Annotated in this window: 10 protein-coding genes; 9 read left to right on the forward strand and 1 reads right to left on the reverse strand. The window is 45.0% G+C overall.

Annotated features, from left to right (window positions below):
• Positions 1-746: 746 nt before the first annotated feature.
• A complete protein-coding gene (locus KNQ04_RS10845) occupies positions 747-1523 on the reverse strand; it encodes a hypothetical protein (protein ID WP_214850676.1) in 777 nt (258 codons plus the stop codon).
• Between the two features lie 145 nt (positions 1524-1668).
• Between KNQ04_RS10845 and dcm the strand changes: the two genes are divergently transcribed.
• The 9 genes from dcm to KNQ04_RS10890 all read left to right on the forward strand — a co-directional run bounded on the left by dcm (position 1669) and on the right by KNQ04_RS10890 (position 18268).
• Positions 1669-2961 carry a DNA (cytosine-5-)-methyltransferase gene (gene dcm, locus KNQ04_RS10850; protein WP_251137004.1) on the forward strand — a complete coding sequence of 431 codons (1293 nt, stop codon included), beginning with the start codon at positions 1669-1671 and terminating at the stop codon, positions 2959-2961.
• A gap of 130 nt (positions 2962-3091) precedes the next feature.
• On the forward strand, positions 3092-3565 hold the full coding sequence (locus KNQ04_RS10855; protein WP_214850678.1) for a very short patch repair endonuclease: 474 nt from the start codon (positions 3092-3094) through the stop codon (positions 3563-3565).
• 60 nt (positions 3566-3625) lie between these two features.
• Positions 3626-6139, forward strand: a complete 2514-nt coding sequence (locus tag KNQ04_RS10860; RefSeq protein WP_214850680.1) for a hypothetical protein — start codon at positions 3626-3628, stop codon at positions 6137-6139.
• A 138-nt stretch (positions 6140-6277) separates the two neighbouring features.
• Positions 6278-8773: a sigma factor-like helix-turn-helix DNA-binding protein gene (locus KNQ04_RS10865; protein ID WP_214850682.1), complete on the forward strand. Its 2496-nt coding sequence runs from the start codon at positions 6278-6280 to the stop codon at positions 8771-8773.
• 43 nt (positions 8774-8816) lie between these two features.
• Positions 8817-12491: a sigma-70 RNA polymerase sigma factor region 4 domain-containing protein gene (locus KNQ04_RS10870; RefSeq protein ID WP_214850683.1), complete on the forward strand. Its 3675-nt coding sequence runs from the start codon at positions 8817-8819 to the stop codon at positions 12489-12491.
• Positions 12492-13274: 783 nt separating this feature from the next.
• Positions 13275-13925 carry a hypothetical protein gene (locus KNQ04_RS10875; protein WP_214850685.1) on the forward strand — a complete coding sequence of 217 codons (651 nt, stop codon included), beginning with the start codon at positions 13275-13277 and terminating at the stop codon, positions 13923-13925.
• A gap of 59 nt (positions 13926-13984) precedes the next feature.
• On the forward strand, positions 13985-14338 hold the full coding sequence (locus tag KNQ04_RS10880) for a hypothetical protein (protein WP_214850686.1): 354 nt from the start codon (positions 13985-13987) through the stop codon (positions 14336-14338).
• 50 nt (positions 14339-14388) lie between these two features.
• Complete coding sequence (locus KNQ04_RS10885) at positions 14389-14913, forward strand: DUF6998 domain-containing protein (protein ID WP_214850688.1); 525 nt, start codon at positions 14389-14391, stop codon at positions 14911-14913.
• Between the two features lie 289 nt (positions 14914-15202).
• The gene (locus KNQ04_RS10890) at positions 15203-18268 is read left to right on the forward strand and encodes a UvrD-helicase domain-containing protein (protein ID WP_214850690.1); all 3066 of its coding nucleotides are present in this window, start codon (positions 15203-15205) and stop codon (positions 18266-18268) included.
• Position 18269: the final 1 nt, after the last annotated feature.

Raw genomic sequence — 18269 nt, forward strand, 5'->3', positions numbered from 1 at the left:
ATCTCTCTATTGTTCATTTATTTATCGACGCGCCTCATCAAAGCATATACGATAATAGTTCACGTAGTCCTCCCGGATGGCCCATTTTTTGATACGCATGGTCGCATCTATTCCTATGAGACATCGATTTTCCTCGTAGAGGTGAGGTATCTTATCATCCATATTTCTTTATAGTTGAGCGGCCTCGGGATGGCAGTTCTTATCATTGAAAAGTGAAAGCATGGACTTATTCAGTTTTTCATATAGTATCGAACGGTCGACGCGGAAGCTCCGCCAAGCTGCCGCTTCATGAGGTTTAGACTCCAAATCTGTCTTCAGGTCGAGCAGTCAATCACCAGAAATTGTAAACGGGAGGACGGTGAAGTGAGCAATCAAGTTCTCATATGTTGCCCCCGCATCCTGGTGATGTAAAATCTTAAGATAGAGAGAGCCTCGCCATAGCGGGGGTTATTGCCGACGTACTCGAAGTATAAGAACGGTGCATGATTGCTATCATCTAAGACGTAATCCCTTCCAAAGCTTATCCTATTATCCTATTCCCGCGTTGCTCAGGGGCGAGGAAGCCCTTCCCAGACGTCTAGTTGTCGCCATAGTAGACGAGGATGCCGCTCTCGGAATCATGAAGATTCTAAGTTTGCCGGTATTGAATAAGATGGTGAATAACCGTCCTGTTTCCCTACTCGTAGTCCTTCCTTGAAGCGGAATAGGCGGCTCAGGGGCTCGTTAGCGAAGTGGGACGACGTCACTCATGGTCGTCCCTCTGTGTCGTCGACGGTCCGTCTCTCGCGATCCCTAAGGACGGCCAGTTCGATGCGTTCCGATACGGCCGACGCCTGCTGCTCCTTCTCATGCTCGAGGAGCCGTACTTTCATCATCAGCTCCCTATTCTCCTCCTCCAGACGCTCGGAGTTCCGGGAACGGGCCTTATAGTCGTCTGCGACCTCGGTCAGGCTCTGGATCTGTCTTTGCAGCCGTTCTTTCTCTTCGTCATTGCGGCGAATCTGTTCCTCGAAGTGGAAGACCTCTTTACGTAGTGTCTTGACCGTATCGGCATGTTCTTTCTCGAGACGCGCAAGGGCATCGAGAGCCTTCTGTCTTTCCGTCTCCGCCTTTTCAAGGGTTTCGAGAAGTGCTTTTTCTTTTTCCGCGAGCTGTTCACTCGCGAGTAGTCCTTCCTCCTCGATTCGAGCACGTTCCTCCGTGACCTCGGCCTCGAGTCTGTATACGGTCTCCTCATGACGCGACCGGACGGATTCTAGGTCCGTCGCTTGACGTTTCAGGCGCAGGGATCGTTCCTCGAAAAGGTTCCCGACCTGGCGGAGCAACAAAGTAAGCTGCTCGTCCTCCTCCGTCAGCAAGGGATCGTGCGAGCGATTCTCGCTCAATGTGACGAACTCCTCGAAGAGCTGGTTCGTCGTCAGCTGGCGTTCGCGTACCAGCTCAGAAATCCTGCGTGTCACCTCTTCCGACAGGCGGAAGGACTTGTTCTTCATCTCGTTCGTATCATTATTCTGCGGCTCCATGATCATCTCTCCATATGTATAGTTATTTTAGTGCTTCGATGTCCTCATTATAACATGGGGCAGAGGCGAAAAAGATTCTTGCGAGGACGCGAAATTTCGATCTGTTCAAAGCGAATATTTTCTGATATAATTGAGAAACTGATAGATGGCGAAAGGATGTTCGTATTTCATGGGAACAAAAAATAGATTAAATACAATCGAGTTGTTCGCGGGGGTCGGAGGTTTCCGTACCGGTCTCGAACAGGCGAATCCAGACCTTTTCAAGGTCGTGTGGGGGAACCAGTGGGAACCTTCGCGTAAGGCCCAGGACGCATTCGATTGCTACGCATCGAACTTCAAGGAAGGTATCCACTCTAACGAGGACATCACGACCGTGACGGACGAGGCGTTCAAAAACCTCGATGCCCAGCTCGTCGTCGGAGGTTTCCCTTGCCAGGACTATTCCGTCGCGAGGAGTCTTTCGGGTGAGAAGGGGATACAAGGTAAGAAGGGTGTACTCTTCTGGGAAATCAAGCGTATCATCGAGGCGACTACCCCACGTTACGTCCTTCTCGAGAACGTCGATCGACTCTTGAAGTCGCCGGCGAAACAACGAGGACGTGATTTTGCGGTCATGCTCGCGACGTTCCGTGATCTCGGCTACAAGGTCGAATGGCGTGTCCTGAATGCTGCAGAGTATGGCATGGCTCAACGACGGAGACGCGTGTTCATCTTCGCTACTCGAGATGATTCTGGCTTCTCGAAAGAGCTCGACTCTTACGAATCGGACGACATTCTGTTCGAGAAGGGTTTCTTCGCACCCGTCTTCCCGGTCAAGCCGGAGGTCGTGAAGAATCGTCGCCTCGTCGGTATGCTGCCGGAAGATATCGTCGAGATTTCGGACACGTTCTCTGCCAATTTCCATAACTCGGGGTATATGCATGAAGGGCGTTTTTACTCTATCCATACCGAGCCGGTCTTCGAGAAACCGACACCGCTGCGTGACATCTTGCAGCCAGAGGACACGGTGCCAGAGAAGTTCTATCTGAAAGATACGGCTATCGAGAAGTTCAACTTCCTCCGAGGTGCGAAGAAAATCGAGCGGACATCGGCTGACGGACACAAGTATATCTATGCTGAGGGTGGCATGTCAGAGATAGACGACCTCGACAAGCCGGGCCGGACGATGCTGACGAGCGAAGGGACGACCAACCGGAGTTCCCACGTGGTAGAGGTCAACGGACGTCGGCGTTTCCTGACGCCGCTCGAGTGTGAGCGGCTGAACGGTTTCCCGGATAACTGGACGAACACGATGAGCGACCGAATGCGTTACTTCTGCATGGGTAACGCGTTAGTGGTCGGTCTCATCGAACGGATGGGACGCCGCATCGAGCAGCTTGAGGATCGTCATCCTGTGCTCATGCCTGCTCAGGAATCTTTCTTCATCAACAATAACTGATGTGTCGCTTGAGCGACCCGGACATACTGGAGGCACTTTCGCATGATGCGGAGGTGCCTTTTTTGGTTTCCTGATGACCGATAAAAGGAAAAGCTGAATATATCGAGATGCACAGAAGGGGGTAAATATGATGGCGACCAAGAATAAGAACCTTAGCAAGGTCAGAGGCACGGATACGAAGATGGAGGTTAAGGTGAGACATGCGCTGTGGCATCGTGGGTTACGCTACCGGAAGAATTATCGGAAGCTATTAGGGACGCCGGACATCGCCTTCCCGGTACAGCGTCTTGTCATTTTCCTCGACTCATGCTTCTGGCATGGATGTCCTGTTCACTACAAGGAGCCAAAGAGCAACGTCGAATTTTGGCGTAACAAAATCAAGAGAAACCGTGAACGAGACAAGGAGCAGACGGAGCATTATCTTTGCCAAGGATGGACGGTGCTACGCTACTGGGAGCATGAGGTGAACGTGGACTTCGATTGGGTAATAGACGAAATCGATAAGACATACCATGCACTGCTCGGCACAGGGATAGACGTCCAGGAGATGAGACTCGAGACATATCTTGAGAAGGAAATAGATGTGGATGATCCTTGTGATTGATATTGGTATATAATTTATTAAGTATGGTTAAATTTTCCGGAAAGGGCGAATTAGGAAATTATGAATCAAAAAGGTGATTATATGAAAATGGATTTAAGAATAATAAACCTTAAGGATCTAGCAGAATTAAAAGGCGTACGAATAGGAATGAATTCGATAATTCGAATCATGAAATCTGGTAAGACGCTCGAAGATTTATTCGTAAATTTTGAAAAAATCGACGGAGTTAATTCCATCATCAATAATAAAATACATCGTCTCTTGGACAATATTAGCAAAACAGAATTTGATTTTTTAAAGACTCAAGAGTCCTTTTATCGTCTTCTTATTATTGAGAATGGACTGTCTGATAGTGTTATCAGGAATTTTTTGATACCTTCCGATTTACGTTTTAGCAATTTAGAAGGATTGGATTACGACAACTTTAAGAAATTGACCGGAGGAAAAGAGAAGCTTGCTTTGTTTCATAAAATCATGACCGCTTATGATATTTATGTCGAAAGAATCAAAGAACAGACTATGGGCGCAATGGTTGGGATGTGTCAAGAAAGTTTACAAACAAATAAAACTTTTCCTAAATCGATTGAAGAAATGATGATTGATATTTTTGATCGAATGTCAGACGAAGAGAGTATCACTTCATGGATAAAAATGTTCGAGACTGACGAAGAATCGGCTATGAGAGCTGTATTAAGATTGAAACATCTAAAGATGATTGAAATAGACGGTCGATTAATAAAGAAAAGAACTATAAGTATTGAAGAATTCATCGACAGTCAAATGAATGAACGTACTCGGGATATTTTGAGGGCACGGCTTAGTGGGAGTAATTTAGGAATTCTTGCGAAGAAACATACAATCTCTCATCAATATGTGAGCCAGATATTATATAAAGCACTTTCGGAACTACCTATAACGCACATCAGTGATGTAGGAAAGTATGTACATCTCTATCAAAATTATGATCTTGATTTGAATTTCTTCAAAAATATTTTGGGGAAAGATGAAAACATCTATTACTTCTTGAAGGAAAAATGTGTTAGAGGGAAAAAGAAGAATCGGGAGGCGTATAATCTGTTGTCCCCCGAGCAGAGAGAGCGGTTCTTATATATCGAATCATTAATCGAGGATTCGAGTGGTAAACTAGTAGCTTTATCGAAGCAAAATCTTTTGGAAAAATACTTTTGTCTACATGGTAAGGAAATTAAGCATATAAAAGACCATCATGCCAATTACTTAGAATTTCTCGAGACGGAACTATACAATAGGGACGAAGAGGTTCATATGCTTTCTTTTACTCTTCGAAATTTTGAGAATATAGTCGCTGGTGCATCTTACTGTATACAGTCTGAAAAGCGAAAAGTTCGTCATTTTCAATCGACTGGCGTTATGAACGAAAAAGATATCATAAAAAATTTATTTAAACTTGATGATGGTATTTACAGTACGAAGCTCGTGTTTCAGAATAATGAGTCATACTTTAATTCTTTAGATATTCGGAATTATTATGAGTTACATAATTTGCTTCGTTATCATTTAAAAATAGACTTCGTCGAAATGAGGCGTATGCCTGATTTTTCTATAAATATCTCGGATAAATTTGAGTGGATGTTAGGCCTCATCAACAAAATGGAACCGATATCTGTTCCGGAGTTCGCGCTATACCTCGAAAAAAACTACGGACTGCATGCAGCCTCGTCGCGTAGTCTCATTCAAACCGAATTATCCGATTACATCAATTCACAAAAACAATTGACGAGTATCCTCCCTCAATTGAATGGCGAAGAAATAACATTCATAGAGGAGCTGATAGTAGATGACATCTATTCCATCCTTGAACTCGAGGAGCGTCACCATGCAATTAAAAATTTCCGACAAAAATATTTAAATAATTTGGTCTTGAATAATTTAGGATATGTGTTGAGTGGCAGTTTTGTAATCCGCAAAGAAATCGGTAACGCTGAAGAGTATTTTAGAAGGCTGGTTCTTAAGGAAGACTATTTCAGGACTAATCACTCTACTCTGCAGAACAGTCAATCGTTTTTAAAAGTACTGTCCAATTTCCAGAAATCTTCCGAACTATTAAGAATTGAAGAAAATCTTTATATGAAGTCATCCGTTCTTAAAAAGGCAGATATATCTAAAAAGGACATCATAGATTTCCGAAATCAAGTCACGTCCTTTTTTATAGGATGGCAATACTTTACCATGAAAAACATTCACGATGAGATTCAACATAAGTTATTAGATTTAGGATTCGAGGATATTTTTTATGAGCGTATATGTCGCGAGCAAGAAGAAGTACGTTATATTCCCTTAGGAAACGGAGATATATTCTACCAGTCAGCAAACAAGAAAAATCTAACTGATTTTCTAAAAAGCGAAATGGAAGAGGGAATTGAAGTTTCTGAACTAATTAGATTGATTAAAGGAAAATATGGTGTCTCATTGAACACCAGAAAAGTAATTGAGAAGTTAAGAGAAGCCGGATATTACTACATTATTGAGACTGGCCGCCTTCATATTGACAAGAATGTCTTTTTTGAACATTTATATGAACGAAGTCTTGAATGACATCTGATTGATCTTCATTCGGTCTGAACGTATATTCTGATGGACACCGCCATGAATCTTATTTTGATATCGAGGACCTTATGGGCAAGTTAAAGTCCACATACACTTACTGCGATAGTTAAAGAAGGAGGCGAAGACGTGGCGAATGATGAGGTAAAGAATAGGGACATTCGATTGCTAGGAATTCTTGACTTGGCAGACTCCAGGGGGACGAAGCTGAGCTTACAATCGGTTGCAAAGTTGATGAAAGATGGTTACACATTAGAAGACCTCATAAAGTGGGATGAAGAAGTGGTCGGGGGGATACGGGCGAACGTGAAGGAGACGCTCCATGGCCTGTTGATTGATGTGGAAGAAGATTGTTCGACCATGGGAGAGGGGAAGTCTCTCTACAGGCTTGTCTTGGTTGATGGAGGTGTGAGTGAGAACACCGTAAGAAATCTTTTACATCCCTCCGGCATAAGGTACGATCATTTATCGACGATTGATTATGAAACATTCAGAAGACTGACAGGTGGTGGCGAGCGTAAGGCCATCTTCATCAAAATAATGAAGGCGTTCGAGAACGATGGTGGTATCAGGGATGAGACATACGATACTGGCATCATCCAGACAAAGAAGTTAGGGAAACGACTAGTGAATCAAATCGAAAAGGATCTGACCATTGTATACGACGAAATGCCAGACCAATCCATACCTGGAGACTGGATGAAAAAAACGGGATTGCAAGAGCATGAGGTCGCTGCAGGGTTAGAACGTCTAGCGCAAAACGGATTGGTCCACTTTAATGAAGAACAAGTGAGTAAGCGGACTAGGCACCTAGAAGAAGTCATCTCATCCATACCGGAAATAAGTAGAAGAATGGTAGAGCAGCGTATGACGGGAAGGACTCTCCAAGAAATAGGAGACATCAACAATGTGACACGCGAAAGAATCAGACAAATTCTAGAGAAGGTCATCTCTAGCATCCCGCTGACACACATCACAGAAGCCAGACGGATGAGGTATCTATTTGAGAGTTATGATCTTGATCCTGTTTTTTTCGAGACCGTATTAGGTGAACGAAAAGAAGTCTATCATTTTCTCTCTGAAAAGTGTACGAAAGGTACTTCGGCCAAAAGAGAAATCTACTCTTTTTTACAATCAGAGCAGAGACAACGGATGCTCGTCAGTGAGGGGCTTTACGAAGATGTTTCGGGAAATGCCTCACCACTCTCGAAGATGGGACTTGTCGAGAAGTACTTTTTCTTAGAGGGGCGTGAAACTAAGCATGCCAATGAGCATCATCGTCGATATCTATCTTTCATAGAAGAAGAACTTAGAAACCAAGAAGAGGTCCTTCAACATTACATGATTTCGGAAAGGGCATTTGAAGGGATAGCTGATAGAATAGAAGGTTGTTTGCAATCCTCGAAAAGAAGAATCCGATATTTTGATGTTAAGCCTATTCTTGAGGAGGCGAATACATTCCAAGAGTTGTTTCGACTGGATCCCGGCATCTACAACATGCGTATCATTTATGAGCGTCATGCTCATTATTTCTTCGCTCTCGATATACGAGATTATTTCGAGCTTCATAATATCGTAAAAGACAACCTTCGTATAGAGACAGTGCAGACTAGACGTATGCCTGAGTTCAGTATCGGTGTAACGAACAAATTAGATTGGTTAGTAGGACTCATCGATGAATGGGGACCAATATCTCTCGATGAGTTCGTATCAATATTAGAGGAAAGATTTGGTCTTCTTGCCTCTTCATCGAGAAGTTTGATACAGATGGAGTTGTCAGTTTATTTAACTCCGCATAACGAACTTGTCCACGATATTACCGAGTTGAGCATCGAGGAAGAATCATTCATCAAGTCCATTCTGGTCGACGATATCTACACGGTGCCAGAGCTGATCAATCGACATTCTGACGTAAAGAATTTCCGTCAGCTATACCTGAACAATCGAAACCTTGGCACGGTCGGTTATGATTTGCGAGGTGGATTCGTGATACGGAAAGGTTTCGGGAGTGCAGAAAGGTATTTCCGTCACTTTTTGTTGACGAAGGATTACTTCAGGACCGATAACTCTTCTGCAGTACAAAATACACAATCATTCTGGAGAGTCCTTGTCAATCTTCAGCAAAATCTTGATTTATTCCGAGTGGATGACGAGACATACATGAACATTTCGGTCCTTGAACGTGCAGGGGTCAGTAAAAAAGAGATACTGGATTTTCGTGAAAAAGTTTTTGTACACTTTTCTGACGGTCGGTTCTTCTCCGTCGAGAACATACAAGAAGAATTGAACCAAGCCATCCTAGGTCTCGGGTTCGATGGTATTTTCTATGAGAGTATCTGTCGGTACGACAAGCGAATACGTTTCATTCAGTTCGCGACCTCCCTCATACTATATTGTTCGAAAGAAAAAAAGAGACAGGTGGACTTCATTGAGTGCATCGTCCAAGACGGAATGGACATCAACGTCCTACAATCAGACATCCATAGGAGATACGGTATCGAAATCGCACTGTCAAAATTAATTGAAAAAATAAGAGCTTCTGATATGTACTATGTTCAAGAGTTGGAGCGAGTGTTCTCAAATAGGCAGAGCTTCTTAGACATGGTATATGGCCGAGAGGAGTAGACGTCTGTCGCTCCTGATGATGATTTCAGATTGATTACGAAGGATGATTATTAATGAAAGGACGAATGATCAAGAAATGTCGCGAATAGAAAAAAAACGGATGTCGGATGGAAGACTCCTATGTCTTGTGGACCTTTCAGTTGAGAAAGGTCAGAATCTCAATTTCCGCTCGCTGGCGAGGATGATGGAGTCAGGCGTCACGCTCGAGGACATCAATTGTATAAAGAGCCCTGAAGAGGTATGGCCGAACCTTGCAACGAGGGGGAAGGTGAAATTTCTACTGAATAACATGACTCAACAAGAGATTGACTCGCTGGCTAGCATGACATCTCTGTACCATCTCGTCCTGGTCGAGGGTGGTGTGAGCGAATATGTCGTGAATACAATCTTGATTCCGTCGCGGATACGACTCGAAGATCTCGAGGGCATGACCTATGAGGACTTCAAGAACCGGACCGGAGGAATCGAGCGACTTTCAGTATACAAAAAGGTTATGTCTGCCTATCTGTCTTACATCGAACGAAATGGAAGACCTCGTACTAATGTGAACGGCAGGTCGTCACTGGATGAAAGTTCTATTAAACCTATAAGTGATACCGACGGTGGGAACCAGGTGGCGCTATCGGGAAAGCGATTAGATGGAAGGCTGCTATGCCTTGCTGATTTAGCAATCGAGAAGGGTCATGATGTCAGTTTCCGTTCGATGTCGAGGATGATGGAATCGGGAGTCATCTTCGAGGAAATCAATCGCAAAGCGGCTCGGAAAGAAATCTGGCCGAACTCGACCGTCAGAAAATCAGTGAAGGCACTTCTCGCTGATATGAGCCAGGAAGAGATTGCTTCTTTGGACGATATGACATCGTTGTATAACCTAGTCCTGATTGAAGGAGGAGTGACCGAGTACGTCGTCAGAACAATCTTGATTCCGTCACGGATACGCTTCGCGGATCTAGAAGGGATGACCTATGAAGTCTTCAAAAGACGGACGGGAAGAGCGGAGAGGTTATCCATCTACAAGAGGCTCATGTCCGCCTACGAATCCTATGTCAGACACCATGGAAGACCAAGCATCGATGAAGTCATTGAATCATCGTTAGAAGAAGGTCCTGTGGATTCCACATATCATACAGATGTGTGGATGGACAAAAGAGTGTTATGCCTTGCCGATTTAGCAATCGAGAAGGGACATGACGTCAGCTTCCGCTCGCTAGCGAAGATGATGGAGTCAGGCGTCACGCTCGAAGTCATCAGCCATAGGAAGGCACAGAAAGAAATTTGGCCGAACCAAACCATCAGAAAATCGATAAAGACTCTCCTGACCGATTTGAATCCACAAGAGATTGCTTCGTTGAATGGTATGACATCGCTGTATCATCTCGTCCTATCAGAAGGCGGAATGAGTGAGTATATCGTTAAAAATATCTTGATTCCGTCACGGATACGTTTCACGGACCTCGACGGAATGGCCTATGAGACATTTAAGGAACTGACTGGGGGAGTAGAGCGGTCGTCGGTATATAAAAGAGTCATGTCCGCCCATGAATCATATATCGGACGTAAGGGAAGAATGCATGACAGTGCAGTGAGGACATCATCAGAACGCAATAGTCCGTCGAATCACGTCCACAAGATTCATGGAGAAAACGGTAGAGTTCCTTTAGTAGGACGTGTCGAAAAAACCAGGGATGGATCATACCTCAAGAAAATCGTCCGTAGGTTGATTTCTGTATACGACCGGATGGAGGACGTATCCTCATTCCGTTCCTGGTCTATAGTATCGGGATTGATTGGAAAAGAAACGTCAGAAGGGTTACGTCGCCTTGAAAAGTTGAAGTTCGTAAGCATTTCGAATCTCGATGTGACGAAACAATTCAGGTCGCTCGACGAGTTCCTGGAAACCCTGGAGGATGGACAGAGTAAACTCTTCCTGAAGAAACGTCTGAGTGGGATGAGTGCCACCGACATAGCGAAAGAACAAGGGATATCTCGTCAGAGGATTAGCCAAGTGTTGGAGAAGGTCTTAGAGAAGGTCCCAGTCACGCACATCAAGGAAGCGCGTCAGACCATCAATATATTCCGAGAATATGCTGTCGACCAAGAGTTCTTCACGGAGGTACTCCTAGAGAAGAAAGAGACGTTCCATCTGCTAAAACTTAAATGCACAAAAAATCAAACCAGGGATGGCGCCAAGAAGAATAAGATGGATTGCGTGAATCAGCTTCTCCCGGGTCAACGGATTAGATATCTTCATGCAGAGTCGCTCTTCGAGGATGAGAATGGTGACGTCGTGACGATGACTAAGCGAAAGCTCATAAAGAAGTATTTTTACATGTATGGACGAGATGCTGATTCCATCAAGAACCATTATATACGATATTCAGAATTCCTTGACGAGCAGCTCTATGGCAAGAAGAGCGTTATCGAAGAGTATGTAATTTCCTTACATAATTTCGAAAGTACTATCGCAGAATCGTCGCATTGCATACACTCTTACGACCAAAAGGTCCGATATTTTCAAGCCAATCGAATCGTCGGGGAGGAATTCAATTTCGAAAATCTCTTCATGCTGCCTGAAGGCATATATAGTACGAGCTTCGTCTATGATGCGAATGAATCCTATTTAAGGTCGTTAGACATTAGGGATCATCACGAACTGCATAACGTATTGAAACGTATATTAGACATTGATTTCATCAGGATGAGACGAATCCCTGAATTCGCGATAGGTGTCGAAGATAAGATTGGTTGGTTCATCCGATTGATTGAGAAGTTGGCACCAATCACTCTCGATGCATTCATCAATCATCTGAAGGAGGATTTCGGGTTACACGGACCTTCCACGCGGACCCGCGTGCTTACCGATTTGCCGGAATACGTCACTCCTGAACGAAAATTAATCCGCGTCTCTGCCAAACCATCGAGAATCGAAAGAAATTTCCTGAAAAAAATACTTGTCGACGACATCTATATCATCCAGGATTTGATTGATGAACATCCCATCCTCAAATCTTCACAAAATCTATATCTTAATAAAAAAATGTTGAAAAGCATCGGATATGTGTTGAGTGGTGGCTTTATAGTCCGAAAGGAGATAGGGAGCGGTGAATGCTATTACCGGAATCTTCTTATGAAGAATCAGTACTTTACGTTGGATGAATCTCCGTTATTGAAGACACGGTCGTTCTGGAAAACTGTATCTGAACTTCAGTCAGGACTCGACCTCTTCCAGATAGGGAAGAATCACTACATGAACATCTCCGTACTTGAGAAGATAGGTATCGCAAAATCAGATCTCATCGATTTTCAGGAGGTCGTCTCTAGAAGCTTTTCTGACGAGAGATACTTCACCGTCAAGAGTATCCACGAACGAGTCCCGCATAAAATACTTGACCTGGGCTTCGACGACATCTTCTACGAACGACTTTGTCGAGTGCATGAGGGGATACGTTACATCCCATTGGCGACGGGTGATATCTTCTATCAGGGTTCACATGGTAGGAATCTCACGGACTTCGTCCGGGACCATATCAGTGATGGCATGTCTGTGGATGAATTCCTTACGTTCGTAACACGAAAATTCGGAGTCTCGCTTGATTCGAACAAGACCATCCAGAAGATACGCTTGGCCGGTGCACACTACGTCCCGGAGACAAGACGAATCCATTTAGACAAGCAAGACTTCTTCGAACAGCTATATGCAGGCGCAAGAAAAAGATGATGTCCGTCTTAATCCGAGATTGTCATTGATCGCGCTAATGCATCTGGCCACGAGCCGAATCGCTTCGTCAAAGCGTTGAGCCTTGGAGCGCCGCTCTTAATTGCCCATCAATCGTAATCGACGGAGTTCATCGCACCATCTCGCTCAGAGAGGGCGGTCCTCAAGAAATCAAGGCATTCGTCATCCGTGAAACGACTGTGTGTAACCAAATCATGGCTCCTTAAATCCTCTGCCCAACTTCCATGCTTGTTCACGATGATTACACGACTCGATATCTCGAGGTGTTCGACCATAGCCTGAAGTCTAGAGATGGTTCCCATGGAGATGACGGCAGGTGGTGAGGTGAGACTCTCCTGTATCGTCCGTTTCTCTCGTGGCATCCACAGATGGTTGATGGCATGCGAATCAAGTTCGTCGAGAGAGATGATTCCTTCACGGGCAAGGAGTTGCGTCTACGAACCGAAGACGTCGATGACATCCTTGAGTGGAGGATGTGAATACTTGACTTCCATTTGAATCGACTCCTCCATGACGAATGATGTGTCACGTGATGATGTATATGAGGTAGGACCGGATAATTAATCCGGTCCTTTTCTGATGATTTACGTCGATACTATAAATCATTCAGAAGCGCTACTGTCAAAAAATAAAAAACAAGCCTCACTAAAACCCTAAAACCCTTATTATAGTTTTAGGGTTTTAGGGTATTGTAATTTTGTTTTCGTTCCGGTATACTATGTTCATGAAGTGGAAATCACATCTGGAGGCGAAGGAGTGGTATCGATGAGACAAGTGTTTCAGCTCAAGGACAAACCCCATGGATTCGATCGAGGGAAGCAATTCCTCGACGAAGGATTCGTTTGTATCGGATGGCCGGGCATCGGGAATCTCGAGAATACTGACAAGAAGGACATACGTCGGGAACTCGAACGAGAATACCGGTACGAAGGACAGAGACTCGGGGCCTATACGGGAGTGGTCAACATGTTCGTCAACGTCGTGGAGCCGGGCGACATCATCCTCGTCCCGGATGGCTCCATCGTTCATGTCGGAATCGCAGGTCCTTATCAATATTTTGAAGAATATGACGACCGAAAGATTGGCATGTGTCATCGTCGTCCCATCGAGTGGAAGGCGACGATCGCGAAGGCTAGCATGCAGCAGAAGGTCGTAGACTTCGTCAAGAATCGTGGCACGATGACGAGATTCTCCGGTACGTTGGACGAGACCGGGCTGTTGGAGTTGATTGAGGAGGGTGGGAACAATCCTTTCACCGTCATCGAAGGAAGTATCGAGACCAACAAGTCCAAAGGGTTGTTCGACGAGGACACGGTGCGGGCGGCGAAGAACGTGCTGCTCGACGCGTTGAATTCCGATGACCCCGATTTACGTATGAAGGCCGCGATTGAGGTGCTGCGACTCTCGAAGGAGTGATATGACCGAATGATATGATTCGACACGAAACTAAGGGACGAGGAAGCGGAGGAGCGAACATGCTGAAGACAATCGATGGAGAATTGATAACGCACGTAGCCTACGAAACACAGTTTAAGAAACGGATGGAGAGCATCGACCAGAAGGATTATCATATCATCATCGAGGAGCTGAACCGTGTCATCGACCGTGGTGACGTCCACACCTCGAGCTGGATACCGGGTAGCGATTGGAGAGGGACCTTGTATGAACCAATCTGGGTCGCCTGCCGTAAGAACAACGTTGAGGCCGCGAAGTTTTATGGACAGATACTATATAAGGTCATGATGGACCGGCCAGAGGAATGGTACTTCGGGAGCTACCCACATGCCAGAGGAAAGACTTACTTCAAGATGGAGCATGGAATTGATTGACGATATCGAGCAAGTGGGCTAAGTGATTGAAATGGAAGGGACGGGACTTCATGGAGGACATGATTGATTGTCTGAAAAGGATGGAAGATGGCGATTTGGTGAGGTTGTACGGTGTATGGTACGAAGAGATGAAGGCGAGGGGCATCGTTCGTACGCGGAACATCGTCGGGGAAATCGGGGAATATTATGCCGTGGAGACATATCGTGATAATCCGTCGTTCCCGGACCTTGAGATTTCTCGCATCAGCATGAAGCACTTCGATGCGACGAGCCGAGATGGTCGGAGGTACAGCGTGAAGACGGTCACGAGTACATCGACCGGAGTGTTCTATGGACTCAACGCACCAGGGGAGGAAAAGGAAGAAGAACAGCTCTTCGATCATCTGATACTCGTGAGGCTGAACAAGGATTATACGTTGGCCGGAGTATATGAAATGGATTGGAGCACCTTCCTGGAGCTGAAGAGTTGGCACTCCCGGATGGGGGCTTGGAAGATGGCCATCAATAAGCATGTGCTGTCATGTTGTATCCGAGTTGACGGTCTATACGGTCGTATTGATTTAAAAAAAAATTAAGACAGTGCCATATGATTTGAAAATCAGCGATCCTGCGAGAAGACTTGGGGTCGTTTTTTGACGTTCAGCTTAATCGTGGATTGAAAGAGCTTCTTACATCCGATTCTCGAATTATAAGAATAAAATCATCCAATTGTTTCTAATAATGCCCATGTAAATCAAGAAATAATCGTCTTATCAATCTGATTAGGATAAAATTGTATATGGAGCTATACCTAGTACTCGTTCATACGAAGTTGATTATGTGATTGGGTGCAAGGGCAGCATTATTGCAGGAGGAGAAATCAACATGATTGATATGAATAAAGTTCTAGAAATAATTGGTGCTTCGAAAAACGTACATGATCTACTGATAAAATCTTATGTCAGACCTTCACATCCATATAAATTAAGGGGTACAGTCAATCGAAGCGCACCACTCTACACGACAGAGTTGTATACGAGGATACTCAAGGAAAGGCGTGTTCCATCGGTAGAGGATTACAGTAGGACTTTTTCAGAGAAATACTTCCCGAGGAAGGATCAGGACTCTGCGAGGATTCAGGCAAACATTGCTTATAAGTCGCTTTTGACCGACATACATTTTTGCTTCTTACTCCGAGAGTCAGGACGCTTCGATGAGGTGAAGATGAGTTTCGACCACGATATTCTGGTTAAGAGTGACGTGCTTATAACGAAGGACGGCGTGTCGATAGGACTACAATTGTTCTCAGGAGATGAGACGTATGTGAATACCAAAATAATTACGATTGGCCGATTCAATGCCGGTACTACTTTGGCATATCCTCTCCATGCTCTTCCATTGAAGGGTCGATACATCTACCAAGATGCGGGAGGGTTTCCGCTATCACTTTACGGACAAGAGGATATAAACGAAGTGATGAGTCTATTCCGTTATGAACAGGGTGAACCTGACCAGAGGTTACGGCCTGAATTGGATGTAGACCGATTTGTGATGCTGACTCCCCCTGAACAGGTATCAAGTCCAGATGCGACCTCGGAGATGAGAATGGCGTCACATTCTATCGTATTCGGTGGAAAAGCGAATGCTTCGGACCTTGATAAGATTCTTAGGAGTGGAGTGATTGTCCATCACATACCCGTCGATGTTCCGGGAATCACGCCATTCCAAATCGTGGATGGATGTAAGACGAGCCTCAAGGGCAAGGAGGACTATCTCAAGGAGCACGGACATCAATCTAAGGGATTCAACTACAACCAGTACGTCATAGAGCATGCCAGTCATACTGAGCACATCGCCATCAATGCGGGAGCGGGGAGTGGTAAAACCACCACTCTCATCGCCCGTATCATGTATCTCCTTGACATGGGAGTGATTGATAGTCTTGATCAGATTGCCATGATTACCTTCACGAACGAGGCTGCCAATAACATGGAAGAAGCGCTCGCTGAACGACTCATCGAAAGACTCAAATTGACTGGCGACCCGAAGTACATGAAACACATCAATGACTTGCGACGGATGGATATCCTGACCATACCTTCATTCGCGAAGAAAATTCTGATGTCCTTCGGTCAACATCTTGGATTGGGAGGAGGTTTTAAAGTCTCTCAGATGACGATGGAGCGTAGAAGGATGGTCAAAAGAATGTTCGACGAAGTACTTCAAGAAAAATCTATAGCGAACCCCTTCGAGGGTATGTGGTACTACGAGGTGAGGAAATTCCTAGAAACTGTGTGGGACAAGTTCGAACAGAAGGGTGTGATCTCCGAGGATTTCTCTGCCGTATCTATGAATCCTAATGAGTCAGATTTCACAAAATCGGTGATTGATGTCTTGATGAGGTCGGATAGAGAACTCTACCAATTAAAGTTGGAGAATGACGTGATAGGAATCTCTGATTTGACTAGATTCATGAAAAAAATCTATGAATCAGATGCGCCGCTTGAGGAATTGTCTGATAGATACCGTTACTTGTTTGTCGACGAATTCCAGGATACGGACGTATCGCAGATTCAGTCCATCGTAAGTATCATCGCCGCGACCGACATCCGGCTCGTCGCTGTAGGAGATGTGAAGCAAGGCATCTATCGGTTTAGGGGAGCGGATTCATCTGCCTTCACGGTCCTCGATGAAACGATGAGCCTCAACAATCTAGGACGATGTGTCACTTATCGACTAGACGAGAACTTCAGATCCAGCCGCTTGCTCGTAGAACAAATGGAACGTCATTTCTCTGCCTGGCGGAAAAGTCCGTCCCAACTGCTTCCGCCCGGGGAGGGTAGAATGGTTTCGAACAAGGAGACGCGGCTGAGTGGAAACCCTATGTTCTTAAAATCAAGTGATGTCGACGTAGAAGAAATCAAACTTAGGTTGAACGAAATCGCTCAAGGCGATAAGGGAAAGGGAGGCAAGGTCCTTGCTATTCTAGTCCGTAGGAACCGAGATGCTAGAGAGATTGGAGAAATGATTCGGAAAGATGGGGACATCAAGAATCTCGAAGTACGCATGGACGGGACATTGTTCGAATCATACGCGGCTCGCGATTTGATGATTCTCATCAACTCTTGGATCTATCCTGAGCAGCGAGATGCACTCTTTTCCCTTACGACCACTGCATTCTCCGGTCGTGCTTCCTTTCCTATTTTCAAGAGGAAGGTTATAGGGAGTAACATCTATATCTCTTCTCCCTCCAAGGAATTATCTATTCATGAATCATGGAACGAATCACTTGAAAGGTTGAAATATAGCCCGTTACTTTCTGTGCTCGACTCGTTCATTGACAAGTCGAATTACAAAACACATCTTCGAGAAGCCGGTCTGTCAGTAGCAGACACGCTACAATACGAGCTGAACCTCCACAAAATCATGATGCTCATTCACGAGGCATTCACTGATGGGCCTCTGGATTTACTTACCCTTCATGAATGGCTAGAGATGCAAGTCTCGACGAATAGGGATTCTGATGAAGCTGAGTTAGATGATAACAGTTTTGATGGCAATCTAGTCCGTGTTCTGACTGTTCATAGGGCGAAAGGTCTTCAGTTCGATACCGTCATGATTCCTTTTACGAAAACTCCTATTGTACGTTCAGATGACGGGGATATCAAAGACACGATCATATATGTATCTCCTTCGGGAAAAATCGACTTCGCTTGGAAATATGTGAAGCACGCAGACGACCGAGTTATACTCGACTATGAGACCGTAGAGTACGAAAAGCTGAAAAGAGACGAGGACCTTGAGCAAATTCGCGAGGAGACCCGTCTTCTATATGTCGCGATGACGAGAGCCGAGGAACGGTTGTTCATTTATGGAATCGATGACAAGAATCAATGGGGATCACGCCCCAATACTTGGCGAGATTTACTCAAGATGGCGAGGGGGACATGAC

The sequence above is a fragment of the Exiguobacterium sp. s193 genome (assembly GCF_018618755.1).
Lineage (GTDB): Bacteria > Bacillota > Bacilli > Exiguobacteriales > Exiguobacteriaceae > Exiguobacterium_A.

Bases quoted from the DNA above. Each gene is read 5' to 3' on its own strand.
- KNQ04_RS10870 (WP_214850683.1), top strand. From the start codon at position 8,817: ATGATTATTAATGAAAGGACGAATGATCAAGAAATGTCGCGAATAGAA.
- KNQ04_RS10860 (WP_214850680.1), top strand. From the start codon at position 3,626: ATGAATCAAAAAGGTGATTATATGAAAATGGATTTAAGAATAATAAAC.
- KNQ04_RS10875 (WP_214850685.1), top strand. From the start codon at position 13,275: ATGAGACAAGTGTTTCAGCTCAAGGACAAACCCCATGGATTCGATCGA.
- dcm (WP_251137004.1), top strand. From the start codon at position 1,669: ATGGCGAAAGGATGTTCGTATTTCATGGGAACAAAAAATAGATTAAAT.
- KNQ04_RS10890 (WP_214850690.1), top strand. From the start codon at position 15,203: ATGATTGATATGAATAAAGTTCTAGAAATAATTGGTGCTTCGAAAAAC.
- KNQ04_RS10845 (WP_214850676.1), bottom strand. From the start codon at position 1,523: ATGGAGCCGCAGAATAATGATACGAACGAGATGAAGAACAAGTCCTTC.
- KNQ04_RS10880 (WP_214850686.1), top strand. From the start codon at position 13,985: ATGCTGAAGACAATCGATGGAGAATTGATAACGCACGTAGCCTACGAA.
- KNQ04_RS10885 (WP_214850688.1), top strand. From the start codon at position 14,389: ATGGAGGACATGATTGATTGTCTGAAAAGGATGGAAGATGGCGATTTG.
- KNQ04_RS10855 (WP_214850678.1), top strand. From the start codon at position 3,092: ATGGCGACCAAGAATAAGAACCTTAGCAAGGTCAGAGGCACGGATACG.